This is a genomic window from Citrobacter sp. Ce129 (assembly GCF_030334545.1).
GTDB lineage: Bacteria > Pseudomonadota > Gammaproteobacteria > Enterobacterales > Enterobacteriaceae > Citrobacter > Citrobacter europaeus.
Genome location: NZ_JAOWDS010000051.1, coordinates 38,617 through 62,812 on the forward strand (window position 1 = coordinate 38,617; position 24,196 = coordinate 62,812).

Annotated in this window: 21 protein-coding genes; 16 read left to right on the top strand and 5 right to left on the bottom strand. The window is 51.8% G+C overall.

Annotated elements, in window-relative coordinates; all coding sequences use genetic code 11:
- Nucleotides 1-2: 2 nt before the first annotated feature.
- From OGV77_RS02265 to OGV77_RS02275, 3 genes are all read left to right on the top strand, one after another.
- Complete coding sequence (locus OGV77_RS02265; RefSeq protein WP_087051505.1) at nucleotides 3-2,435, top strand: glycyl radical protein; 2,433 nt, start codon at nucleotides 3-5, stop codon at nucleotides 2,433-2,435.
- Between the two features lie 167 nt (nucleotides 2,436-2,602).
- Entirely contained in the window at nucleotides 2,603-3,418 is an 816-nt protein-coding gene (locus tag OGV77_RS02270) for a Cof-type HAD-IIB family hydrolase (protein WP_087051506.1), read from the top strand.
- A gap of 152 nt (nucleotides 3,419-3,570) precedes the next feature.
- Nucleotides 3,571-4,833 carry a DUF1479 domain-containing protein gene (locus OGV77_RS02275; protein ID WP_043015701.1) on the top strand — a complete coding sequence of 421 codons (1,263 nt, stop codon included), beginning with the start codon at nucleotides 3,571-3,573 and terminating at the stop codon, nucleotides 4,831-4,833.
- Nucleotides 4,834-4,916: 83 nt separating this feature from the next.
- Here the strand turns inward: OGV77_RS02275 and OGV77_RS02280 are convergent, their stop codons facing one another.
- Complete coding sequence (locus tag OGV77_RS02280; protein ID WP_087051508.1) at nucleotides 4,917-6,509, bottom strand: ABC-F family ATPase; 1,593 nt, start codon at nucleotides 6,507-6,509, stop codon at nucleotides 4,917-4,919.
- A gap of 232 nt (nucleotides 6,510-6,741) precedes the next feature.
- Here OGV77_RS02280 and ldtB point away from each other — a divergent pair, with 232 nt between their 5' ends.
- Nucleotides 6,742-7,662, top strand: a complete 921-nt coding sequence (gene ldtB / locus OGV77_RS02285) for a L,D-transpeptidase (protein ID WP_003035268.1) — start codon at nucleotides 6,742-6,744, stop codon at nucleotides 7,660-7,662.
- Between the two features lie 63 nt (nucleotides 7,663-7,725).
- Here ldtB and OGV77_RS02290 read toward each other — a convergent pair whose 3' ends face one another.
- Together OGV77_RS02290 and mntR are read right to left on the bottom strand one after the other, a co-directional pair.
- On the bottom strand, nucleotides 7,726-8,835 hold the full coding sequence (locus OGV77_RS02290; protein ID WP_087051509.1) for an anion transporter: 1,110 nt from the start codon (nucleotides 8,833-8,835) through the stop codon (nucleotides 7,726-7,728).
- Nucleotides 8,832-9,305, bottom strand: coding sequence for a manganese-binding transcriptional regulator MntR (mntR, locus tag OGV77_RS02295; protein ID WP_003035264.1), 474 nt, complete (start codon nucleotides 9,303-9,305; stop codon nucleotides 8,832-8,834). The genes OGV77_RS02290 and mntR overlap by 4 nt, the downstream gene beginning before the upstream one ends.
- Nucleotides 9,306-9,491: 186 nt before the next feature.
- On the opposite strand from mntR, the gene mntS reads away from it, so the two are divergent.
- A complete protein-coding gene (gene mntS / locus OGV77_RS02300; RefSeq protein WP_003831584.1) occupies nucleotides 9,492-9,620 on the top strand; it encodes a manganase accumulation protein MntS in 129 nt (42 codons plus the stop codon).
- A 276-nt stretch (nucleotides 9,621-9,896) separates the two neighbouring features.
- Nucleotides 9,897-11,483, top strand: coding sequence for a phosphoethanolamine transferase (locus tag OGV77_RS02305; protein ID WP_047412464.1), 1,587 nt, complete (start codon nucleotides 9,897-9,899; stop codon nucleotides 11,481-11,483).
- Between the two features lie 63 nt (nucleotides 11,484-11,546).
- Here the strand turns inward: OGV77_RS02305 and ompX are convergent, their stop codons facing one another.
- A complete protein-coding gene (gene ompX / locus OGV77_RS02310) occupies nucleotides 11,547-12,062 on the bottom strand; it encodes an outer membrane protein OmpX (RefSeq protein WP_003035257.1) in 516 nt (171 codons plus the stop codon).
- Between the two features lie 410 nt (nucleotides 12,063-12,472).
- On the opposite strand from ompX, the gene rhtA reads away from it, so the two are divergent.
- From rhtA to ybiO, 6 genes are all read left to right on the top strand, one after another.
- Nucleotides 12,473-13,360, top strand: a complete 888-nt coding sequence (gene rhtA / locus OGV77_RS02315; protein WP_003035255.1) for a threonine/homoserine exporter RhtA — start codon at nucleotides 12,473-12,475, stop codon at nucleotides 13,358-13,360.
- A gap of 302 nt (nucleotides 13,361-13,662) precedes the next feature.
- A complete protein-coding gene (dps, locus tag OGV77_RS02320) occupies nucleotides 13,663-14,166 on the top strand; it encodes a DNA starvation/stationary phase protection protein Dps (protein ID WP_006685362.1) in 504 nt (167 codons plus the stop codon).
- A gap of 365 nt (nucleotides 14,167-14,531) precedes the next feature.
- Entirely contained in the window at nucleotides 14,532-15,278 is a 747-nt protein-coding gene (glnH, locus tag OGV77_RS02325) for a glutamine ABC transporter substrate-binding protein GlnH (protein ID WP_016152370.1), read from the top strand.
- A gap of 139 nt (nucleotides 15,279-15,417) precedes the next feature.
- Nucleotides 15,418-16,077, top strand: a complete 660-nt coding sequence (glnP, locus tag OGV77_RS02330; protein ID WP_003035248.1) for a glutamine ABC transporter permease GlnP — start codon at nucleotides 15,418-15,420, stop codon at nucleotides 16,075-16,077.
- Entirely contained in the window at nucleotides 16,074-16,796 is a 723-nt protein-coding gene (gene glnQ / locus OGV77_RS02335) for a glutamine ABC transporter ATP-binding protein GlnQ (RefSeq protein ID WP_003035246.1), read from the top strand. The genes glnP and glnQ overlap by 4 nt, the downstream gene beginning before the upstream one ends.
- 118 nt (nucleotides 16,797-16,914) lie before the next feature.
- A complete protein-coding gene (ybiO, locus tag OGV77_RS02340) occupies nucleotides 16,915-19,152 on the top strand; it encodes a mechanosensitive channel protein (protein WP_043015694.1) in 2,238 nt (745 codons plus the stop codon).
- Here ybiO and rlmF read toward each other — a convergent pair.
- Entirely contained in the window at nucleotides 19,149-20,075 is a 927-nt protein-coding gene (gene rlmF / locus OGV77_RS02345) for a 23S rRNA (adenine(1618)-N(6))-methyltransferase RlmF (RefSeq protein WP_043015693.1), read from the bottom strand. The genes ybiO and rlmF overlap by 4 nt on opposite strands.
- A gap of 210 nt (nucleotides 20,076-20,285) precedes the next feature.
- Between rlmF and mcbA the strand changes: the two genes are divergently transcribed.
- From mcbA to OGV77_RS02365, 4 genes are all read left to right on the top strand, one after another.
- Complete coding sequence (gene mcbA / locus OGV77_RS02350) at nucleotides 20,286-20,546, top strand: DUF1471 family periplasmic protein McbA (protein WP_043015692.1); 261 nt, start codon at nucleotides 20,286-20,288, stop codon at nucleotides 20,544-20,546.
- 294 nt (nucleotides 20,547-20,840) lie between these two features.
- Nucleotides 20,841-23,126 (top strand): catecholate siderophore receptor Fiu, encoded by a 2,286-nt coding sequence (locus OGV77_RS02355; protein ID WP_286502598.1) that lies wholly within the window; start codon nucleotides 20,841-20,843, stop codon nucleotides 23,124-23,126.
- Between the two features lie 43 nt (nucleotides 23,127-23,169).
- On the top strand, nucleotides 23,170-23,847 hold the full coding sequence (gene ybiX / locus OGV77_RS02360) for a PKHD-type hydroxylase YbiX (RefSeq protein WP_080625523.1): 678 nt from the start codon (nucleotides 23,170-23,172) through the stop codon (nucleotides 23,845-23,847).
- Nucleotides 23,848-23,922: 75 nt separating this feature from the next.
- Nucleotides 23,923-24,189, top strand: coding sequence for a DksA/TraR family C4-type zinc finger protein (locus OGV77_RS02365; RefSeq protein WP_003035233.1), 267 nt, complete (start codon nucleotides 23,923-23,925; stop codon nucleotides 24,187-24,189).
- Nucleotides 24,190-24,196: the final 7 nt, after the last annotated feature.

The window sequence follows — 24,196 nt, forward strand, 5'->3', positions numbered from 1 at the left end:
CCATGACCACACTGAAACTGGACACACTCAGCGACCGTATCAAAGCGCATAAAACGGCCCTGATCCACATCGTAAAGCCGCCGGTTTGTACCGAGCGCGCCCAGCACTATACCGAGATGTACCAACAGCATCTGGATAAACCCATCCCGGTTCGCCGCGCGCTGGCGCTGGCCCATCATCTGGCGGAACGTACCATCTGGATTAAGCATGACGAGCTGATCGTTGGCAACCAGGCGAGTGAAGTACGTGCTGCGCCTATCTTCCCGGAATACACCGTCTCCTGGATTGAAAAAGAGATCGACGACCTCGCCGACAGGCCGGGCGCAGGCTTCTCGGTAAGCGAGGAGAATAAACGTGTGTTGCACGAAGTGTGTCCATGGTGGCGCGGTCAGACCGTGCAGGATCGCTGCTACGGGATGTTTACCGACGAACAGAAAGGGCTGCTGGAAACCGGCATTATCAAAGCCGAAGGTAACATGACCTCCGGCGACGCACACCTGGCGGTAAACTTCCCGCTGCTGCTGGAAAAAGGTCTCGACGGCCTACGCCACAAAGTCGATGAACGTCGTTCCCGCATCAATCTGACATGTCTGGAAGACCTCCATGGCGATCAGTTCCTGAAAGCGATAGATATCGTGCTGGAGGCCGTCAGCCTGCACATTGAGCGCTTCGCCACGCTGGCACGTAAAATGGCGTCCACAGAAACTCGCGCCAGCCGTCGTGATGAACTGCTGACCATTGCGGAAAACTGCGATGTGATCGCCCATGAGCCGCCAAAAACGTTCTGGCAGGCGCTGCAGTTGTGCTATTTCATTCAGTTGATCCTGCAAATTGAATCTAACGGTCACTCGGTGTCGTTTGGTCGTATGGATCAGTATCTCTATCCGTTCTATCGTCGTGACGTAGAACTGAACCAGAGCCTCGATCGCGAGCACGCCATTGAGCTGCTGCACAGCTGCTGGTTGAAACTGCTGGAAGTGAACAAAATCCGTTCCGGCTCCCATTCGAAAGCATCGGCGGGCAGTCCGCTGTATCAGAACGTAACCATTGGTGGTCAAAATCTGGTTAACGGTCAGGCGATGGATGCCGTCAACCCGCTCTCCTACGCGATTCTGGAATCCTGCGGCCGTCTGCGTTCTACGCAGCCCAACCTGAGCGTGCGTTATCACGCAGGGATGAGTAATGACTTCCTGGATGCCTGCGTGCAGGTGATCCGCTGCGGCTTCGGGATGCCAGCCTTTAACAACGATGAAATCGTCATCCCGGAATTCATTAAGCTTGGCATTGAACCGCAGGACGCCTATGACTATGCAGCTATTGGTTGCATCGAAACCGCCGTTGGCGGTAAATGGGGCTACCGCTGCACCGGCATGAGCTTTATTAACTTTGCCCGCGTAATGCTGGCGGCGCTGGAAGGTGGTCGTGATGCCACCAGCGGCAAAGTCTTCCTGCCACAGGAAAAAGCGCTCTCAGCCGGTAACTTCAACAATTTCGACGAAGTGATGGACGCCTGGGATGCGCAGATTCGCTACTACACGCGTAAATCTATCGAAATCGAGTATGTCGTCGACACCATGCTGGAAGAGAATGTACATGATATTCTCTGCTCCGCGCTGGTAGACGACTGCATCGAGCGCGCGAAAAGCATTAAGCAAGGCGGCGCGAAGTATGACTGGGTATCAGGTTTGCAAGTGGGTATCGCCAACCTCGGCAACAGTCTGGCGGCTGTGAAGAAACTGGTCTTTGAACAAGGTGCTATCGGCCAGCAACAGCTGGCCGCCGCGCTGGCCGACGATTTTGACGGTCTGACCCATGAGCAATTACGCCAGCGACTGATCAACGGCGCGCCGAAATACGGCAACGATGACGATAGCGTTGATACGCTGCTGGCCCGCGCTTATCAGACCTATATCAGTGAATTGAAACAGTATCATAATCCGCGTTACGGACGTGGCCCGGTTGGCGGCAATTACTACGCCGGCACCTCGTCTATCTCCGCAAACGTACCGTTTGGCGCGGCAACGATGGCAACGCCGGATGGCCGTAAGGCGTACACCCCGCTGGCGGAAGGCGCAAGTCCGGCCTCCGGGACGGACCATCTCGGCCCAACGGCGGTAATTGGCTCGGTGGGAAAACTGCCGACCGGTTCAATCCTCGGCGGTGTGTTGTTAAATCAGAAACTGAACCCGGCCACGCTGGAGAATGAATCCGATAAGCAAAAGCTGATGATCCTGCTGCGTACCTTCTTTGAAGAGCACAAAGGCTGGCATATTCAGTACAACATTGTCTCGCGTGAAACGCTGCTGGAAGCCAAAAAACACCCGGATCAGTACCGCGACCTGGTGGTCCGTGTAGCAGGTTATTCCGCCTTCTTCACCGCGCTGTCTCCGGATGCGCAGGACGATATCATCGCCCGTACTGAACACATGTTGTAAAACCCCCGCCCGGTGACGCTGCGCTTACCGGGCCTTCATATCTCCCCCTTAGCCGGGTAAGGCGAAGCTGTCACCCGGCCTTTTACTTTCATTCGAAATTAAATTTGTGCCACAGGTCACATTGTTATTAGAATGTTTCTGGTCGCAGTTATGAGCCAGGAGCAAGTATGACCATCAAAGTTATCGTCACCGATATGGACGGAACTTTTCTCGACGACGCCAAGCAATACGATCGTGCCCGTTTTATGGCGCAGTATCAGGAACTAAAAAAACGAGATATTGAATTTGTCGTGGCCAGCGGCAACCAGTATTTCCAGCTGATCTCCTTTTTCCCGGAGCTTAAAGACGAAATATCGTTTGTCGCTGAGAATGGCGCGCTGGTTTATGAGCATGGCAAGCAGCTGTTTCACGGTGAGCTCACCCGTCACGAATCACGCATTGTCATTGGCGAACTGTTAAAAGATAAGCATCTCAACTTTGTGGCTTGCGGCCTGCAAAGCGCCTACGTTAGCGAAAATGCCCCAGAGTCCTTTGTCGCGTTGATGTCAAAACACTATCATCGCCTGAAACCCGTGAAGGATTATCAGGACATCGACGATGTACTGTTCAAGTTCTCGCTAAATCTACCTGACCAACAGATCCCATTAGTTATCGATCACCTTCATTCAGCCCTTGACGGTATTATGAAGCCCGTCACCAGCGGCTTTGGGTTTATCGACCTGATCATTCCTGGTTTACATAAAGCAAACGGGATCAGCCGTCTGCTAAAGCGCTGGAACCTGTCACCGCAAAACGTGGTCGCGATTGGCGATAGCGGTAATGACGCGGAAATGCTGAAAATGGCGCGCTACTCTTTCGCCATGGCCAACGCTGCAGAGAGTATCAAAGCGATTGCTCGCTATCAGACCGACGACAACAACCATCAGGGCGCGCTGAACGTGATTCAGGCGGTGCTGGATAACACTTCGCCTTTTAACATCTAATCCTGCCAACCGGGGTATCCCTTACCCCGGTTTTCACTCTTTTTCCATTTTGCTCACTCCATCAAGTTTTAAACTTGCGTTAACTAAATTTTAACTTATATTATCATTTGTAAGTTAAATGAGTTTCGAATGAAAGTTAATGTGAGGTGGATATGGCTTTTACTTTTACCAGCGACACGTTGCCCGCCGATCACAAAGCGACAATCCGGCAGATGAAACAGCAACTGCGTGAACAGCTTGGAGATGTTCAGCTGATTTTCAATCAGTTGAGCGATGCCATTGCCAATCGCGTGGCGGAAATCAACGCCCTCAAAGCGCAAGGCTCCCCGGTTTGGCCCGTAGTGTCTTATGCAGATATCAACGCGGGTCGCGTAAGTGCAGAGCAGCGTGAAGAAATTAAGCGTCGCGGATGCGCGGTGATTAAAGGCCATTTCCCTCGAGAACAGGCCCTCGATTGGGATCGGTCAATGCTGGACTATCTGGACCGCAACCATTTTGACGATGTCTATAAAGGACCGGGCGATAATTTCTTCGGTACCCTGAGCGCATCGCGGCCTGAAATCTACCCCATCTACTGGTCCCAGGCGCAGATGCAGGCCCGTCAGAGTGAAGAAATGGCCAATGCACAGTCGTTCCTTAATCGTCTTTGGACATTTTCAAGCGCAGGTAAGCAATGGTTTAACCCGGATGTCAGCGTTATCTACCCTGACCGGATACGCCGTCGCCCGCCGGGAACGACGTCCAAAGGGCTGGGCGCGCATACGGATTCCGGCGCGCTGGAGCGCTGGCTTCTTCCGGCATATCAGCAGGTCTTTGCTAATGTTTTCAATGGTAAGCTGGAAGATTATGATCCATGGCAGGCGGCGCATCGCACCGAGGTAGAAGAGTACACGGTGGATAACACCACCAAATGTTCGGTCTTCCGTACCTTCCAGGGCTGGACTGCACTGTCCGATATGCTGCCGGGTCAGGGATTGCTGCACGTGGTCCCTATTCCTGAAGCGATGGCATATGTGCTGTTACGCCCATTGCTTGATGATGTGCCGGAAGATGAACTTTGCGGCGTCGCGCCCGGCAGAGTCCTGCCGATTTCCACACAATGGCATCCGCTGCTGATTGAGGCGTTGACCAGCATTCCGCAACTGGACGCCGGAGACTCCGTCTGGTGGCATTGCGACGTGATTCACTCCGTCGCCCCGGTGGAAAATCAGCAGGGCTGGGGCAACGTGATGTACATTCCTGCCGCACCAATGTGCGAAAAGAATCTGGCTTATGCCCACAAAGTGAAAGCCGCACTGGAAAAAGGCGCGTCGCCGGGTGATTTCCCGCGTGAGGATTATGAAACTAACTGGGAAGGACGCTTCACGCTGGAGGATTTGAATATCCACGGTAAACGCGCGTTGGGGATTATTTAATCTGTAACTTATACCCTTTTCCCTAAGAATCTCGCGTTACAGGTGTAGCCAACACACCTGTAACGCGAAAGACGGCGGGAAAATTATTCGACGCCTTTACTACGCAGATAATCTTCGTAGTTACCGGTGAAGTCGATCACGCGTTCCGGCGTAATTTCAATCACGCGGGTGGCCAGCGAGCTGACAAACTCACGGTCGTGAGAAACGAAGATCAGCGTGCCCTGGTACATTTCCAGCGCCATATTCAGCGACTCGATAGATTCCATATCCAGGTGGTTGGTTGGTTCATCCATGACCAGGATATTCGGTTTCTGCATCATCAGTTTACCGAACAGCATGCGGCCTTTTTCACCACCGGAGAGCACTTTCGCAGGTTTCTTGATATCGTCCTGGCTGAACAGCAGACGGCCAAGGAAGCTGCGCACAACCTGCTCATCATCGCCTTCTTGTTTCCACTGGCTCATCCATTCGAAAACGGTCAGATCGTTTTCGAACTCGTATTCATGATCCTGCGCGTAGTAACCGACCTGAGCGTTTTCAGACCACTTAACGGTACCGTTGTCCGGCTGCAAATCGCCAACTAACGTTTTCAGCATGGTGGATTTACCCACGCCGTTGGCGCCAATGATGGCAACCTTCTCCCCCACTTCCAGCAGCAGGTTGAAGTTTTTAAACAGCGGGCCTTCATCAAAACCTTTCGCCAGCGCTTCCACTTCCAGCGCGTTACGGAACAGTTTCTTATCCTGTTCGAAGCGAATGAACGGGTTCTGACGGCTGGACGCTTTCACTTCGTCGAGCTTAATCTTATCAATCTGACGCGCACGAGAAGTCGCCTGTCGAGATTTAGACGCGTTGGCGCTAAAGCGGCTGACGAAGGATTGCAGATCGGCAATCTGTGCTTTCTTCTTGGCGTTATCAGCCAGCAGACGTTCACGCGCCTGGGTTGCCGCCGTCATGTATTCGTCGTAGTTACCCGGATAAACGCGCAGTTCACCGTAGTCCAGATCCGCCATGTGCGTGCAGACCATGTTCAGGAAGTGACGGTCGTGCGAAATGATGATCATGGTGCTGTCACGCTCGTTCAGCGTCTGCTCCAGCCAGCGGATGGTGTCGATATCCAGGTTGTTCGTTGGTTCGTCGAGCAGCAGAATGTCCGGGTTAGAGAACAGCGCCTGCGCCAGAAGCACACGCAGCTTCCAGCCGGGCGCGACTTCGCTCATCGGGCCGTAATGCTGTTCTACCGGAATACCGACGCCCAGCAGCAGTTCACCCGCACGCGCTTCCGCAGAGTAGCCCTCCATTTCGCCATACTGAACTTCAAGGTCAGCAACTTTGTAGCCATCTTCTTCGCTCATCTCAGCCAGGGCGTAAATGCGATCGCGCTCCTGCTTTACTTCCCACAGTTCGCCGTGACCCATGATCACGGTGTCAAGCACGGTGAACTCTTCAAAGGCGAACTGATCCTGACGCAGCTTACCGATGCGCTCGTTCGGATCGAGGGAAACGTTGCCCAGCGTCGGTTCGAGGTCGCCGCCGAGAATTTTCATAAAAGTAGATTTACCGCTACCGTTCGCGCCAATCAGGCCGTAACGGTTGCCGCCGCCAAATTTGACGGAAATATTTTCAAACAGCGGCTTACTGCCGAACTGCATGGTGACGTTGCTGGAAACTAACACTGGCGTATCCTGAAAGAGAAAGAAATATGTGACAAACCGCTTATTATGCCATAAGTCTGCAATAAGATCGCCCCCTGATGCTGAAGGGCTAAAATGAGAGTAAAAGGAAAAAAATGTGATTTAGTACACATCCGAATTCCTTGTTGCTCAGATTGCACATATAATGCGTGCCCAACACTACATAAATCTCAACCCACTAGCCTGCCTGGCACTGAATCTCGCATACATGAACATGAATATGAAATTAACAACGCTTTTCGCGGCGGCACTCGCAATAGTTGGTTTTTGTAACACAGCTTCTGCCGTCACGTACCCGCTGCCTACCGATGGCAGCCGTTTAATTGGGCAAAACCAGGTCATCACGATTCCTGAAGGCAACACCCAACCGCTGGAATATTTTGCGGCGGAGTATCAGATGGGTCTGTCTAACATGCTGGAAGCCAACCCGGGCGTGGATACCTTCCTGCCGAAAGGCGGCACGGTGCTGAACATTCCTCAGCAGTTGATCCTGCCGGATACCGTGCATGAAGGTATTGTTATCAACAGCGCTGAAATGCGCCTGTACTATTACCCGAAAGGCACCAACACCGTTATTGTTCTGCCGATTGGTATCGGCCAGTTGGGCAAAGACACGCCAATCAACTGGACTACTAAAGTAGAACGTAAAAAAGCGGGTCCAACCTGGACGCCAACGGCGAAAATGCATGCGGAATACCGCGCTGCGGGTGAACCGCTGCCAGCCGTTGTTCCAGCAGGTCCGGATAACCCGATGGGTCTGTACGCGCTGTATATTGGTCGTCTGTATGCCATCCACGGCACCAATGCTAACTTCGGCGTCGGCTTACGCGTCAGCCACGGTTGCGTGCGTCTGCGTAACGATGACATCAAATTCCTGTTTGAAAATGTACCAGTCGGCACCCGCGTACAGTTTATCGATGAGCCGGTAAAAGCCACTACCGAACCAGACGGCAGCCGTTACATCGAGGTACATAACCCACTGTCTACCACTGAAGCACAGTTTGAGGGCGGGGAAATCGTACCGATTACGCTGAACAAGAGCATTACCAGCATCACCGGTCAGTCTGACGTCGATCAGGCCGTCGTTGAGCAGGCGGTTCAGAACCGTTCAGGTATGCCGGTTCGTCTGAACTAAGCACATACCTGACACGAAAAAGGCGGATAATTCATCCGCCTTTTTATTGCCTCAATGCCGCTATTACATTAGTAACAACAAACCATATCCCACCAGCGCCGCCCATATCAGCATCGGCACCGAATACCAATGAAAACGCCACCAGATCCGTCGGTCGTTTGCCATCCGTAAAGCAATAAGATTCGCCAGCGACCCCGGCAACAGCCCAAAGCCGCCCACATTGACCGCCCAGGCTAACAGCAGCGTTGGCGGGACGTAGTTCAGCAGCAAAATCGTACTGGGAACATTACTGATAAACTGCGAGAGGCCAATGGCGGTCAACCAAAGCCCCGGCGCTGAGAGGATGCCAATCTGATGGGTCATCCCCTGTAAGGCCGGGAGCTGCGTCAGCAAATGCACATCAATGAACATCGCCATAAACACCAACAGCAACGTCCAGTCCACGCTGAGGATCACGCGGCGAGCCAGCACCATGAAACCTGCCGCCACAACCGCCAGGCCCCACAGCCCATGTTTTAACTCCAGTGCCGTCAGGAAGATGATATACAACGCAAGACAGCCCCACACCAGGCGCGGTTGCCAGTCAGGCGCGCGCGTACCGGTATGATAGTGCAAGGCTTTGTGTGGGAAACTGAACCAGCACAGCACCACCAGCGTCAGCATCATGGCCCCCGCAAGCGGTGCCATTTGCCAGATAAACGCGCTAAACGATAAGCCTGAGCGTCCCCACATCAGAATGTTTTGTGGATTGCCTATTGGCGTGAGTAACGATCCGGCGTTTACCGCCAGCGCCTCAAAGATAATCAGGCGATTCACCGGAATGGCGCACAATTTTTTCAGGGTGATGGTCAGCGGAACCACAATAAACAGCGCAACATCGTTGGTCAGAAACGTCGACAGCAGCGCCGCCGCCAGCACCATAAATATCGCCAATTGGCGTTCAGTATTGAAGCGGCGGGTCATCTTGCGCCCTAACACATCGAAGTAACCGCTTAGCTCCACCCCTTTGGTCAGTAACATCAGCCCGCTAAGCGTGATAATCGTGTGCCAGTCAATCGCCCCCGGCCACGACCGGGGCGCAAATGGCGTAAACAGGCTTAGTACAATCCCGACGATGATTAACAACTGAAAAAAACGATCGCGCTGTAAGGCGCGTAATAAAGGAAAACTCATTCAGAGCCTGTTCCTTGCTGTTGCGTAAACCGGCTAAAAGCTTCCAGCGTTTCCTTACTGACGTGGTGCTCCATTCCCTCAGCGTCGCGACGGGCAATTTCCGGGCTGATACCTAACATCAACAGGAAATTCTCTACAATCTGATGACGCTCCCGACTCTCCTGAGCCAGTCGCTCACCTTCTGCGGTTAAAAACACGCCTCGCCAGGGGATCATTTCAATCAATCCGACTGAAGCAAGACGCTTAAGCATTTTAGCAACCGTCGGCTGGGAAACCCCAAGCCGCGCGGCCATATCTACCTGGCGCGCTTCACCAACCTCAATAATGAGATCGGAAATCAGCTCTACGTAGTCATCAATCAGCTCACGGCGATGTGCCTCCCGGACCTGACGAAATCCTTCAACGTGTTCTTCGACATTCACCAATTGCGTCACTTTTTTTGTTGTTGGCGTACCTGCGCGACGACTCATTATGCTTCCTCGTTCCTGTGACGCGTTAACGGCATCTGATTAGAGAGCGCTCATTGTAAACCAGAGTTGCGTGGGCACAAAAAATTAACGTTTTAGCAATAGCTATATAATATAGCCTGTGCTATATCTGTATATAATAAAGACATCCCTCAAGGACTGATGGGATCGTGAAGTCAGGAGGTTTATATGAATGAATTTAAGAGGTGTATACGCGTGTTTAGCCACTCTCCCTTTAAAGTACGGTTAATGCTTATCTCTATGCTGTGCGACATGATTAACAGCAAACCAGAGCAGGATAAACCTTCAGAAAAATAATGCGGCGTCGCGGTACGCCGCTTCTTTTTCCTGCCGTAACACGGATACGGCGATCGTTTTCCTGCCAATAACCCTTCTTTTTGTCAGTTTTGCCACGTCCCTCGCAAAACAATTTCTTTGTAGTAGTTGACCTTCTCCTGCGCACACTCTATCTTTTCGCAGCCCTGCGTATATTGCGGCTCGCGGATGCGGACCCTATCCCTCTTCTCGCTCTCTCAGGCAGGCAATGACCCTTAGCGCCAGGGTAAGCACATGGCGTTTTTGTAACAGTGGCATATGAATTTAACCCTCAAAGATTCAATCATTGCTCGTAGCCGGGCAATTAGTCCGTGGACTGGCCTCTATTTCTTACAGTCTCTGCTGATCAACCTTGCGCTGGGCTATCCGCTTAGCCTGCTCTATAGCGTTGCTTTCACCTGTATATTGATGCTGCTGTGGCGTAGCGCGCCGCGCGTGCAGAAAGCACTGATTGGCATTTGCTCACTCATTGCGGCAATGTACTTTCCGTTCGGCCAGGCTTATGGTGCGCCGAACTTCAATACTTTGCTGGCGCTGCACTCAACCAATATGGAAGAGTCTACTGAAATCCTGACCATCTTCCCCTGGTACAGTTATCTGGTTGGGGTATTTATTTTCGCCCTCGGCGTTATCGCCGTACGCCGTAAAAAAGATGTACAGCAGCGTGGCTGGAACAAGTTCGACAGCGTTTGTTTGCTGTTCAGCGTTGTCGCATTCTTTGTTACCCCGATGCAAAACCTGGCCTGGGGCGGCGTGTTCAAGCTGAAAGATACTGGCTATCCGGTTTTCCGCTTTGCCAAGGACGTTATCGTCAATAACAACGAAGTGCTCGATGAACAAGAGCGTATGGCGAAACTGTCGAGCGTAAAAGACAGCTGGACGGTAACCGCCGTCAAGCCGAAGTATCACACCTACGTCGTGGTGATCGGCGAAAGCGCCCGCCGCGATGCGTTAGGCGCGTTTGGCGGCCACTGGGATAACACCCCGTTTGCCAGCTCCGTTAACGGCTACATCTTCGCGGATTACATTGCGGCAAGCGGTTCGACGCAAAAATCACTCGGCCTGACGCTGAATCGGGTGGTCGACAATAAGCCCCAGTTCCAGGATAACTTTGTCACCCTGGCCAACCGAGCGGGATTCCAGACGTGGTGGTTTTCCAATCAGGGACAGATTGGTGAATACGATACGGCCATCGCCAGCATCGCGAAACGCGCTGATGAAGTTCAGTTTCTCAAAAGCGGTGATTTCGAAGCGGATAAAAACACCCGTGACGAAGCGCTGTTGAAGATGACCGCCCAGGTGCTGGCAACCGAGCGCACCCAGCCACAGCTCATCGTGCTGCATTTAATGGGCTCACATCCACAGGCCTGCGACCGTACGCAGGGTAAATACGAGACCTTCGTCCAGTCAAAAGAGACATCCTGCTACCTGTACACCATGACGCAGACGGATGACCTGCTGCGTCAGCTATACGATCAGCTACGTAACAGCGGCACCAGCTTCTCGATGGTCTATTTTTCCGATCATGGCCTCGCGTTTAAAGAGCGAGGAAAAGAGGTGCAGTACCTGGCGCATGACGATCAGTTCCAGCAGAATTTCCAGGTGCCTTTCATGGTGCTGTCGAGCGATGATAAAGCGCATCGGGTGATTAAAGCCCGTCGCTCTGCGAATGATTTCCTCAGTTTTTTCTCACAGTGGACAGGGATAAGCGCAAAGGAAATTACCAACAGCTACCGCTTTATTTCAGAGAAAAAGGCCGGCCCGGTGTACATCACCAACTTCAAACTGCAGAAGGTGGATTACAACCATCTTGGTACCGATATCTTTGAGACCAAATCTCGTTAATCTCTAAATTACACGCAAAAAAAATCCGCCCTAAAAGGCGGATTTTTCATATCACCGGAGTGATTAGAAGCGGTAACCCACGCCAGCGATCCAGGTGCCAACGTCAACGCTACGAATACGGCTCTGCTCGTAGGAGAAGTCCAGAGCAACGTTTTCGATCGGGTTGAACTGCAGACCAGCACCGTAAGAGAAACCGTAGTCGCTGGTGGTGTGGTTGTCAGCCGGGGATGCTGCGTTCTGGAATTTACCGTAACCAACACCCACTACACCGTAGATGCTTGCCCAGTCGTTCAGACGGTAAGCCGGACCAGCAGTGATGCCGTAGTACTGGGTTTTGTTGTAGTCGCCAGAAGCATCGGTACGATCTTTTTCAGTGTAAGTGAAGGAACCGATAACACCCAGCGGGTTGTTGTCCTGCTCGTAGCGATACTTCAGGTTGAAACCGTTCATTTTGTTCGCTGCGCCCTGAGCATCGCTCTGAGCGTAACCACCGGTAACGGTAGAAGTAGCAGCTACTGCAGTACCTGCGGAGAAAGCCAGAACAGCGGCCAGTGCTGAAAGACATGCAATTTTTTTCATAACCACCTCAAATGTGCTTCAAGTAAATCTTAAGTTTTAAATATACCAAAAATTGATGGGAAACTCTTTGCGATTCGCGATGTCTAACGGGGTCTTTCATGTAACAGAACATTTCAGAAACCCGCTATCTCTTTCAATTAACATCACTTTTCTAACGTAAAATGCCATTATTGCGCGCACAATATGGCACATTCATCCAGATTAATCCTAATCACACAGATTATTAATCCATCATTTTCATGCCATTGTACGGAACTGAGCAATTTTTTTTTCAACGAATAGTCAACCAGCGATGTGTATTTCCATTACACTCGCTGTTTTACTTTTCTATACATAAAGTCATCCGTGTCGTAGCAAAACTGCAACGTCGCGCAGATGAAGGCGTGTAATCATCATTGACAGGAGAAAGGATGCCGGGGTCGTCACGTAAAGCGCCAGTCTGGTTGCCTATTTTGGTTTTGCTCATTGCTATGTCCTCCATTCAAAGCGGAGCATCTCTGGCGAAATCGCTGTTCCCGCTCGTTGGCGCGCCGGGCGTTACCGCGTTGCGCCTTGCGTTGGGCACCCTCATCCTTATCGCCTTCTTTAAACCCTGGCGTTTGCGATTCGCCAAAGAACAGCGCCTGCCCCTGCTGTTTTATGGCCTGTCTCTGGGCGGGATGAACTATCTCTTCTACCTGTCAATCCAGACCGTGCCATTGGGAATTGCCGTGGCGCTGGAGTTTACCGGTCCGCTCGCGGTAGCGCTGTTTTCATCCCGGCGTCCGGTGGATTTCATCTGGGTTGCACTGGCTGTTCTCGGGCTGTGGTTCCTGCTGCCGTTAGGTCAGGACGTTTCTCACGTGGATTTAACCGGCGCCGCGCTGGCGCTGGGGGCTGGCGCCTGTTGGGCAATCTATATTCTTACCGGGCAGCGTGCAGGCGCGGAACATGGTCCGGCGACCGTTGCGGTTGGGTCATTAATTGCGGCGCTGGTTTTTGTCCCCATCGGCGCGATCCAGGCTGGAGATGCCCTGTGGCACTGGTCCATTCTGCCGTTAGGCCTCGCCATTGCGGTCCTCTCCACTGCGCTTCCCTACTCGCTGGAGATGATTGCATTGACGCGGCTGCCAACCCGTACTTTTGGGACGCTGATGAGCATGGAGCCCGCACTGGCAGCGGTTTCCGGAATGATCTTCCTCGGTGAAACGCTGACGCTTATCCAGACGCTCGCTTTGGGCGCCATTATCGTCGCATCAATGGGGTCTACGCTCACTATTCGCAAAGAACCGCAAATTAAGCAAGTTGACGTGAATTAACCACTTAATATTCTGCATGGTTTGCATAATCATGCAGAATATCCAATTGTAAATCTGCGTGATAATTATTCTAATAAATATATTTTTCTCATCCGCATATTTCTTTTACTTTTTACATTAACATAAAAATAACACCCCCCGGCAACAACCATCATATCACTATGATTTCATTAATTATTTTATACCAACCTCTCTCTTCGCTATTAAAGTGATAGGCAAGATCGGAAAAACAAATCCAAATTTAGCGCTATACTTAATCCCGTTGAAGAGCTGGGACATAAATATCAAGAGGATATGAAAATATGAGTACCGCAAAATTGGTAAAAACAAAAGCATCTGCCCTCCTATATACCCGCAACGATGTGACAGATAGCGAAAAGAAAGCGACCGTAGAGCTGCTGAATCAGCAAGTGATCCAGTTCATCGACCTGTCGTTGATCACCAAACAGGCTCACTGGAACATGCGCGGCGCCAACTTTATTGCCGTACATGAAATGCTGGATGGCTTCCGCACAGCCCTGACCGATCACCTCGACACCATGGCTGAGCGCGCCGTACAGTTGGGCGGAGTCGCACTGGGTACAACCCAGGTGATTAACAGCAAAACGCCTCTGAAAAGCTACCCGCTGGATATCCATAGCGTGCAGGACCACTTAAAAGAGCTGGCCGATCGTTATGCCGTCGTCGCGAATAGCGTACGTAAAGCCATTAGCGAAGCTAAAGACGAAGATACTGCAGATATCTTCACCGCCGCGTCACGCGATCTCGACAAATTCCTGTGGTTTATCGAAGCCAATATTGAATAACAGCAGACATAAGAATTACCTATATAACCCTCGCCCTGGCGGGGGTTTTGCACTTCTATGGTGCATAACATTGATCATTCGTCACCCCAAAGTAAATTAATTGTAATAATCACCTCACACAATCGTTAACGAAAGATTGTTTTATCAACAATTTTTACGCTAAATAGTCATACCGTTTGCACCGTGTCAGGCGCGCACCAAATGAGTGCCCCAAAATAGTGCAGATCGCCCGCTTTGCCCTACTTATTGTGCAGAGAAACAAGACACCCTCTTGTTAAAACAATGAGTTGCAAAATTGGCACGATTTTTTCATTAAGCCATATGTTCTCGCAGGGGATCGCCCCGTGGATATAAAAGGAAATCCTATGAAGTCTGTATTAAAAGTTTCACTGGCTGCACTTACCCTGGCTTTTGCGGTGTCCTCCCATGCCGCAGATAAGAAACTGGTTGTCGCAACCGACACCGCGTTTGTACCGTTCGAATTCAAACAGGGTGACAAATACGTTGGTTTTGATGTGGATCTGTGGGCTGCCGTGGCCAAAGAACTGAAGCTGGATTATGAACTGAAACCAATGGATTTCAGCGGCATCATCCCGGCTCTGCAAACCAAAAATATCGACCTGGCACTGGCGGGTATCACCATCACTGATGAGCGTAAAAAAGCGATCGACTTCTCTGACGGCTACTACAAAAGCGGTCTGTTAGTGATGGTCAAAGCGAATAATAACGACGTGAAAAGCGTGAAAGATCTGGATGGTAAAGTCGTCGCTGTGAAGAGCGGCACCGGTTCCGTTGATTACGCAAAAGCTAACATCAAAACCAAAGACCTGCGTCAGTTCCCGAATATCGATAACGCGTATATGGAACTGGGCACCAACCGCGCAGACGCCGTGCTGCACGACACGCCAAACATTCTTTACTTCATCAAAACTGCGGGTAACGGCCAGTTCAAAGCCGTAGGTGAATCCCTGGAAGCCCAGCAGTACGGTATCGCCTTCCCGAAAGGCAGCGATGAACTGCGCGAGAAAGTGAACGGCGCGCTGAAAACGCTGAAAGAGAACGGCACGTATAACGAAATCTACAAAAAATGGTTCGGTACTGAACCTAAATAATAACCGACAGCGTTGCCCGGTAGCGCGATGCTTACCGGGCTTACGCCGGGATTTTTGAGACCTGTAGGCCGAATAACCACACAGTGAATCCGGTAAAACAGGCATTTGAATATTTACACCACGGTAACAGGAACGACATATGCAGTTTGACTGGAGTGCCATCTGGCCCGCCATCCCGCTTTTGATTGAAGGCGCCAAAATGACCCTGTGGATTTCGGTCCTCGGTCTGGCTGGCGGTCTGATAATCGGGCTTGCAGCGGGGTTTGCACGTACTTTCGGCGGTTGGATAGCCAACCACGTAGCGCTGGTGTTTATCGAAGTCATTCGCGGAACACCAATCGTTGTGCAGGTGATGTTTATTTACTTCGCCCTGCCAATGGCATTTAACGATTTACGCATTGATCCCTTTAGCGCCGCCGTTGTCACCATCATGATCAACTCCGGGGCCTATATTGCGGAAATCACCCGCGGTGCGGTGCTCTCAATCCATAAAGGATTCAGCGAAGCCGGACTGGCGCTTGGACTTTCACGCACAGAGACTATCCGCCACGTAATTTTGCCTCTCGCACTGCGTCGTATGCTGCCGCCGCTGGGTAACCAGTGGATAATCAGCATAAAAGATACCTCGCTGTTTATTGTCATTGGCGTCGCTGAACTGACCCGTCAGGGCCAGGAAATCATTGCCGGTAACTTCCGCGCACTGGAAATCTGGAGCGCCGTTGCGGTGTTCTATCTGATCATTACGCTGGTGCTGAGCTTCATTCTGCGTCGTCTGGAAAGAAGGATGAAAATCCTGTGATTGAATTTAAAAACGTTTCTAAGCACTTTGGTCCAACTCAGGTGCTGCACAATATTGACCTGAACATTCAGCAGGGCGAAGTGGTGGTGATTATCGGTCCGTCCGGGTCCGGTAAATCTACCCTGCTGCGCTGTATTAACAAACTGGAAGAAATCACCTCCGGCGATTTGATCGTCGATGGTCTGAAAGTAAACGATCCGAAGGTAGACGAGCGGTTAATCCGCCAGGAAGCCGGGATGGTGTTTCAGCAGTTCTATCTGTTCCCGCATCTGACGGCGCTGGAAAACGTCATGTTCGGACCGCAGCGCGTACGCGGGGCGAATAAAGAGCAGGCTGAGAAACTGGCTAAAGAGCTGCTGGCGAAAGTGGGTCTGGCTGAGCGTGCGCATCACTACCCTTCTGAACTGTCCGGTGGTCAACAACAGCGTGTGGCTATCGCCCGTGCGCTGGCGGTGAAGCCGAAAATGATGCTGTTTGATGAGCCAACCTCAGCGCTGGACCCGGAACTGCGTCATGAAGTTCTGAAAGTTATGCAGGATCTGGCGGAAGAAGGGATGACCATGGTGATTGTAACCCACGAAATCGGCTTTGCCGAAAAAGTGGCTTCACGCCTGATTTTCATTGATAAGGGACGTATTGCCGAAGACGGTAATCCGCAGGCCCTGATTGAAAATCCGCCCAGCCAACGCTTACAGGAATTTTTGCAGCACGTTTCCTGATAGTTCAGCCTCCCTTCGCCCGAAGGGAGGTTTTTCACCAGAATCCTCTCATTTCATTTCTCCCCCGCTCTGACATCTATACTTATCCTTTTGAATTTATTTTCTCATGGGAGGAGTCATGCGCTGGATCCTGTTCATCTTTGTTTGTCTGCTGAGTATTCCGGCTCAGGCGGTGACGATACCTGGCGTCACCTCGCCAACGTCAACCAACGCACAAACCGCGCCAACGAAAGAGCCGGATGTTGAACAGAAGAAAGCGGCCTACGGCGCACTGGCGGATGTGCTGGAAAATGACGCCTCACGTCAGGAACTGATCGATCAGTTACGCAAAGTGGCGACAGCGCCCCCTGCCGAGCCGGTGCCAACCATTGTTCCACCCACATTAACAGAAGAAAAAACGGTGCTGGAAAACGTCACGGATGTCACACGGCACTACGGTGAGGCGCTCTCCAGCCGCTTTGCCCAACTTTACCGTAATATTACCGACGCACCGCATAAGAGTTTTAACCCACAAACTTTCACCAATGCCCTGACCCATTTTTTAATGCTGGCGGCGTCAGTGTTCGGTTTTTTCTGGTTGATTCGCCTGTGCGCGCTTCCGCTGTATCGCAAAATGGGGCAATGGGCACGACGGAAAAACCGTGAACGCAGCAACTGGCTCCAGCTTCCGGCAATGATAATCGGCGCATTCATTATCGATTTGCTTCTGCTGGCGCTGACATTGTTTGTCGGGCAAATACTGAGCGACCGAATGAACGCCGGCAGTCGCACGATCGCCTTTCAGCAAAGCCTGTTTCTCAATGCCTTTGCCCTGATTGAATTCTTCAAAGCCATTCTACGTCTGATATTTTGCCCAACGGTGGCCGAACTGCGCCCGTTTAACATTCAGGATGCTGGTGCTCGCTACTGGAATCGCCGTTTGAGTTCGTTGAGCAGTCTGATTGGTTACGGACTGATCGTTGCCGTTCCCATCATCTCCAATCAGGTCAACGTGCAGGTCGGCGCGATGGCAAACGTCATCATCATGCTGTGTATTACGCTATGGGCGCTGTACCTGATTTTCAGAAACAAGAAAGAGATAACACAGCATTTACAGAATCTGGCGGAAAGATCGTTAGCTTTCTTCAGCCTGTTTATCCGCGCTTTTGCGTTGGTATGGCATTGGCTGGCCAGCGCCTACTTCATTGTGCTGTTTTTCTTCTCGCTGTTTGATCCTGGCAACAGCCTGAAATTCATGATGGGCGCTACGCTGCGCAGCCTCGTGATTATCGGGATTGCTGCCTTTGTGTCCGGCATGTTTTCCCGCTGGATAGCCAAGACCATTACCCTTTCGCCACACACCCAGCGCAGCTATCCGGAATTACAAAAACGACTGAATGGCTGGCTGTCGACGGCGTTAAGCGTGGCCAGGATCCTGACGGTGTGCGTTGCGGTGATGCTGCTATTGAATGCCTGGGGACTGTTCGACTTCTGGAACTGGCTGCATTACGGCGCAGGAGAAAAAACGGTGGATATTCTGATCCGTATCGCGCTGATTTTATTCTTCTCCGCCATCGGCTGGACGATCCTTGCCAGCCTGATTGAAAATCGTCTGGCTTCCGATATTCATGGCCGCCCGCTACCCAGCGCCAGAACCCGCACTTTGCTGACGCTGTTTCGCAATGCGCTGGCGGTAATAATCAGCACGATCACCATCATGATTGTGCTGTCTGAAATTGGCGTCAATATCGCCCCCTTACTGGCCGGGGCCGGGGCTTTGGGGCTGGCTATTTCTTTCGGCTCGCAAACGCTGGTAAAAGATATTATTACTGGGATCTTTATTCAGTTCGAAAATGGTATGAACACCGGCGACCTGGTGACCATCGGCCCACTCACCGGCACGGTTGAACGAATGTCCATCCGCTCTGTGGGCGTGCGTCAGGACACCGGGGCGTACCATATCATTCCCTGGTCATCGATAACGACCTTCGCCAACTTTGTGCGTGGAATTGGATCGGTCGTCGCCAATTACGACGTAGACCGTCATGAGGATGCGGATAAAGCGAATCAGGCGTTGAAAGACGCGGTTGCTGCGGTGATGGAAAAAGAAGATATCCGCGGGCTTATTATCGGCGAACCGTCGTTTGCCGGGATCGTGGGATTAACCAATACGGCTTTCACGCTCAGGGTCTCGTTTACTACTTTACCGCTGAAGCAGTGGACGGTACGTTTTGCCCTTGACAGCCAGGTGAAGAAATACTTCGATTTGGCCAACATACGCGCCCCGGTACAAACGTATCAGGTCTTGCCTGCACCGGTGAATGGCCCTGTATCGACGGCAAGCGAACCGCTGCCGCCAACCGAGCCCACGCTTTAGCGTTTACGCGCCATAAAACGTCGGCGCTGATCGTTATCCATAAAGGTCCAGGCAATAAAGCGGCTCTGCTTTTGCCCCTGGGCCATCTCTTTCTTGACGACTTTCACCGCGCCCGCATCCGTTAATGCATGGTACAACGGCGGCAAATTCTCACCGCGCGAAACCAGCGTGGTGAACCACATCACCTGACGTCCAAAGGCCTGGCTTTCGGCGATCATTTTTTTGATGAACGCCACTTCGCCGCCTTCACACCACAGCTCCTGCTGCTGTCCACCAAAATTCAGCGCATCATCTTTATCCTGGCCCAAGTTACGGCGCTTGCGCTCGCTTCCGGCGCGGGCTGAGGCCGCAGAATCATGGAATGGCGGGTTACATAATGTGGCTTCATACTGCTCATTTTTGTGAATGATACCGTTGAAGATTGCCGTAACATCTTTCTGGCGACGCAGGCGAATAGCACGGGTTAACCCCGGATTGGCATTTACGATCGCCTGAGCGCTGTTAAACGCTTCGTTGCTGGTCTCACTCCCGGTGAATCGCCAGCCGTATTCATGCACGCCGATCAGCGGATAAATACAGTTGGCCCCTACTCCCACGTCCAGTACGCTCGCATTTGCCGGAATGGTTCCATTGGTTTCACCTAACAGATCGGCCAAATGGTGGATATAGTCTGCACGACCAGGAACCGGCGGGCACAGAAAACCGTCTGGAATATCCCAGTGTTTCACCGCATAAAAATGCGCCAGCAGTGCTTTATTGAGCGCCTTCACTGCCTGCGGATTCGCGAAATCAACACTCTGCTCGCCGCCGGGCGTGAGGGTGAGAAATTGCGTCAGCTCGGGCGTAACCTGGCATAAAGTCGCAAGATCATAACGGCCATTGTGGCGGTTGCGTGGGTGTAATCCCGGTTTCTGGGCGGACATAGCATTCTCCTTTTAACAGCGGCGTAAGATACCCGCATAACGCCACGCGGTAAACACACACAACAAGGAAATTTGATTTTTTACGCCTGTTTGACGCTTTGCTAATCGTTCAAAAAACAGACAGGTCATCACCAGTTTTTTGCGGTAAATGTCCTGTGCTGACGACCTAAACTTATCAGGCACACCTGTTGTTTTTCAGAGGATATCACTATGAAGAAATGCCTCACATTACTTGCCGCTACCGTCCTGACCGGCATGACATTTGCGTCCTTTGCTGCACAGCCCTACACCAGCCCTGCTACCGGTCAGCTACAGGCTTCCGGCACAGTTTTCGCTACCGGCGCCTCTAACCTGAGCGATCTCGAAGACAAGCTGGCTGAGAAAGCGAAAGAGCAAGGCGCCAAAGGCTTTGTCGTCAATTCTGCGGGCGGTAAAAACCAGATGTACGGCACCGCAACTATCTATAAGTAACCCCCTCATCTTAGCCCAACTGCATTCATCCCGAATGCAGTTTGCTGTCCGCAATTCACGTCATTCCCGGTGCGAATTGTAATCACCGTGTAGTAATTTTGAATCCAATGTAAACAAATGTATTTATTTTTGAAGTAATGAATGCTAAAACATCGCACTGATTAGTAATGCTTATCAAAATCATTATCAATTACAAGTCCACTTCCGCGAGGCCTGCAGGGTATAACATCCATAGAGATGTCCCTTCGCGCGAGTGAAACCGTTTACTCAAACAATAATAAGTCACTCATTAACATGGATAAAAATCGCAACTTGCCGTCCAGTAGTTTTCACTCACTGACTTTTTTTGCCGGTCTTTGCATTGGTCTGTCCCCGGTAGCTCAGGCTGTCGCCGCGGGCAATCAGGATAAAAAACAAGAAGACACTCTGGTTGTTGAAGCGGCCAAACCTTCGCTGTACGCCCCAACGCAGTCTGCCGATCCTAAATTCTCCCGCCCGGTGGCGGATACCACCCGCACTATGACGGTGATTTCTGAACAGGTGATTAAGGATCAAGGCGCAACAAATCTGACCGATGCGCTGAAAAACGTACCGGGCGTTGGCGCATTTTTTGCCGGTGAGAACGGAAACTCCAGCACAGGCGACGCGGTTTACATGCGTGGTGCGGATACCTCGAACAGTATTTATATCGACGGTGTTCGTGATATTGGCAGCGTCACGCGCGACACCTTCAATACAGAACAGGTGGAAGTGATCAAAGGTCCTTCCGGTACCGACTATGGACGTAGCGCGCCGACGGGTTCCATCAATATGATCAGCAAACAGCCGCGCACCGATTCCGGGATCGATGCGTCAGCCAGCGTCGGTAGCGCCTGGTTCCGTCGTGGTACGCTGGACATTAACCAGGTCATCGGCGAGACCACCGCCGCACGTTTAAACCTGATGGGTGAAAAAACCCATGATGCGGGTCGCGATAATTTTAAGAATGAACGTTATGGTGTGGCCCCCTCTCTCGCTTTTGGCTTAGGGACTGAGAACCGACTGTACCTGAACTATCTTCATGTCACCCAGCACAACACGCCGGATGGCGGTATCCCTACCATTGGCCTGCCGGGGTATTCCGCACCATCCGCGGGGACTTCTGCACTGAATCATTCAGGAAAAGTAGATACGCATAACTTCTACGGCACCAACGCGGATTACGACGATTCGACGACCGATACCGCAACGATGCGTTTTGAACATGACCTGAACGACAGCACCACTATTCGCAACACCACCCGCTGGTCGCGTATTAAACAAGATTATCTGATGACGGCGGTGATGGGCGGCGCGTCTAACATCACTCAACCAACCAGTAGTGTCGATACCTGGACCTGGTCACGCCTGGCAAATACCAAAGATGTCAGCAATAAAATCCTCACCAACCAGACTAATCTGACCTCAAAGTTTTACACGGGATCCATCGGTCACGACATCAGTACCGGCGTGGAGCTAACGCGCGAAACGCAAACCAATTATGGCGTGGCGCCGATCACCCCACCACCGGTGAATATCTATCATCCCGACAGCAATGTGAATATCGGCGGATTGTCGCGTAACGGCGCCAACGCTAACGGACAAACCGATACCTTCGGTATATACGCTTTTGATACGCTACAAGTTACCCGTGAGTTTGAGCTAAACGGTGGTATTCGCCTCGACAATTACCGCACTGAATATGACAGCGCCACCGCTTGCGGCGCCTCCGGGCGTGGCGCTGTCGCGTGCCCGACAGGTGTGGTCAAAGGTTCCCCGGTCACCACTGTGGATACAGCCAAATCAGGCAATCTGGTTAACTGGAAAGCGGGTGCGCTGTATCACCTGACCGATAATGGTAACGTGTATATCAACTATGCCGTTTCTCAGCAACCGCCAGGCGGCAGCAACTTTGCCCTTGCCCAGGGCGGCAGCGGTAACAGTGCGAACCGTACCGATTTCAAACCGCAGAAAGCGAAAACCAGCGAGATCGGCACCAAATGGGAGGTGCTGGATAAGCGCCTGCTGTTAACCGCCGCGATTTTCCGCACGGATATTGAAAATGAAGTTGAGCAGAACGACGACGGAACATATTCCCAGTACGGAGAGAAACGCGTTGAAGGCTACGAGCTCTCGGTAGCAGGCAACATCACCCCCGCATGGCAGGTTATTGGTGGCTACACCCAGCAACGCGCTACCATCCACAGTGGTAAAAACGTTGCTCAGGATGGGTCTTCATCCCTGCCGTATACGCCTGAACATGCGTTCACGCTGTGGAACCAGTATCAGGCTACCGATGATATCTCTGTTGGCGCGGGCGCTCGTTACGTGGGCAGCATGCATCGCGGTTCCGACGGTGCGGTCGGTACGCCATCCTACACTGAAGGTTACTGGGTCGCCGACGCCAAACTGGGCTATCGCGTGAATCGCAATCTCGATTTCCAGCTAAACGTCTATAACCTGTTCGACACCGATTACGTATCCTCCATTAACAAGAGCGGATACCGTTACCATCCGGGCGAGCCAAGAAACTTCCTGCTCACTGCAAATATGCATTTCTGATCTTTTACGTGGGGCGTCAGCCCCACTTTCAGGAGAAACACTGATGATGTACCACATTCCCGGCGTTCTGACAGCGCAGGATGTTGCCTGGTTTCGCGAACAGTTGGACGCTGCCGACTGGGTTGATGGCCGTGCAACCACCGGCGCTCAGGGCGCACAGGTTAAAAACAACCAGCAGGTGGATACGCAAAGTGCGAGTTATGGCGTTTTACAACAGGCGGTACAAACTGCGGTGAATAGCAGCGCACTATTCTTCGCCGCAGCATTACCGAAAACACTCTCCACACCGCTGTTTAATCGCTACCAGGACAACGAGACTTACGGTTTTCACGTTGACGGCGCGGTGCGTAGCCATCCGCAAAACGGCTGGATGCGCACAGATCTTTCCGCCACCTTATTCCTGAGTAATCCTGATGATTATGAAGGAGGAGAGTTGCTGGTCAATGATACCTACGGCCAGCATGCGGTAAAGCTGCCGGCGGGCGATCTGGTGCTTTACCCTTCCAGCAGCCTGCACTGCGTCACGCCGGTGACCCAAGGCGTTCGTGTGGCGTCATTTATGTGGATCCAGTCGATGATCCGTGACGACAAAAATCGCGCCATGCTTTTTGAACTGGATAAAAACATCCAGTCCCTGAAAACACGTCATGGGGAGAGTAGCGAGATCCTCTCGCTTCTCAATCTCTACCATAACCTGCTGCGCGAATGGTCTGAAATCTGATAGTGGTAACGCGTGGTCGTTTTTCAGCCATCACATTCGCTATACTTATTCTGTAGACATCAGCAGGAGGTAAGCATGGCATCCGGATGGGCAAATGATGACGCGGTTAACGAACAGATCAACAATACTATTGAAGATGCTGTAGCCCGCGCCCGCGGTGAATTACCGACGGGGGAAAGTCTGTATGAATGCGAAGAATGTGGCAATCCTATCCCTCAGGCCAGACGTGAGGCCGTGCCAGGCGTACGCTTGTGCATCACTTGCCAACAGGATAAAGATTCACATAGTGCGGCATTTTCAGGATATAATCGCAGAGGTTCAAAAGACAGCCAGCTACGCTGACTTATCT

Bases quoted from the DNA above. Each gene is read 5' to 3' on its own strand.
- OGV77_RS02265 (WP_087051505.1), top strand. From the start codon at position 3: ATGACCACACTGAAACTGGACACACTCAGCGACCGTATCAAAGCGCAT.
- OGV77_RS02270 (WP_087051506.1), top strand. From the start codon at position 2,603: ATGACCATCAAAGTTATCGTCACCGATATGGACGGAACTTTTCTCGAC.
- OGV77_RS02275 (WP_043015701.1), top strand. From the start codon at position 3,571: ATGGCTTTTACTTTTACCAGCGACACGTTGCCCGCCGATCACAAAGCG.
- ldtB (WP_003035268.1), top strand. From the start codon at position 6,742: ATGAATATGAAATTAACAACGCTTTTCGCGGCGGCACTCGCAATAGTT.
- OGV77_RS02290 (WP_087051509.1), bottom strand. From the start codon at position 8,835: ATGAGTTTTCCTTTATTACGCGCCTTACAGCGCGATCGTTTTTTTCAG.
- mntR (WP_003035264.1), bottom strand. From the start codon at position 9,305: ATGAGTCGTCGCGCAGGTACGCCAACAACAAAAAAAGTGACGCAATTG.
- mntS (WP_003831584.1), top strand. From the start codon at position 9,492: ATGAATGAATTTAAGAGGTGTATACGCGTGTTTAGCCACTCTCCCTTT.
- OGV77_RS02305 (WP_047412464.1), top strand. From the start codon at position 9,897: ATGAATTTAACCCTCAAAGATTCAATCATTGCTCGTAGCCGGGCAATT.
- ompX (WP_003035257.1), bottom strand. From the start codon at position 12,062: ATGAAAAAAATTGCATGTCTTTCAGCACTGGCCGCTGTTCTGGCTTTC.
- rhtA (WP_003035255.1), top strand. From the start codon at position 12,473: ATGCCGGGGTCGTCACGTAAAGCGCCAGTCTGGTTGCCTATTTTGGTT.
- dps (WP_006685362.1), top strand. From the start codon at position 13,663: ATGAGTACCGCAAAATTGGTAAAAACAAAAGCATCTGCCCTCCTATAT.
- glnH (WP_016152370.1), top strand. From the start codon at position 14,532: ATGAAGTCTGTATTAAAAGTTTCACTGGCTGCACTTACCCTGGCTTTT.
- glnP (WP_003035248.1), top strand. From the start codon at position 15,418: ATGCAGTTTGACTGGAGTGCCATCTGGCCCGCCATCCCGCTTTTGATT.
- ybiO (WP_043015694.1), top strand. From the start codon at position 16,915: ATGCGCTGGATCCTGTTCATCTTTGTTTGTCTGCTGAGTATTCCGGCT.
- rlmF (WP_043015693.1), bottom strand. From the start codon at position 20,075: ATGTCCGCCCAGAAACCGGGATTACACCCACGCAACCGCCACAATGGC.
- mcbA (WP_043015692.1), top strand. From the start codon at position 20,286: ATGAAGAAATGCCTCACATTACTTGCCGCTACCGTCCTGACCGGCATG.
- OGV77_RS02355 (WP_286502598.1), top strand. From the start codon at position 20,841: ATGGATAAAAATCGCAACTTGCCGTCCAGTAGTTTTCACTCACTGACT.
- ybiX (WP_080625523.1), top strand. From the start codon at position 23,170: ATGATGTACCACATTCCCGGCGTTCTGACAGCGCAGGATGTTGCCTGG.
- OGV77_RS02365 (WP_003035233.1), top strand. From the start codon at position 23,923: ATGGCATCCGGATGGGCAAATGATGACGCGGTTAACGAACAGATCAAC.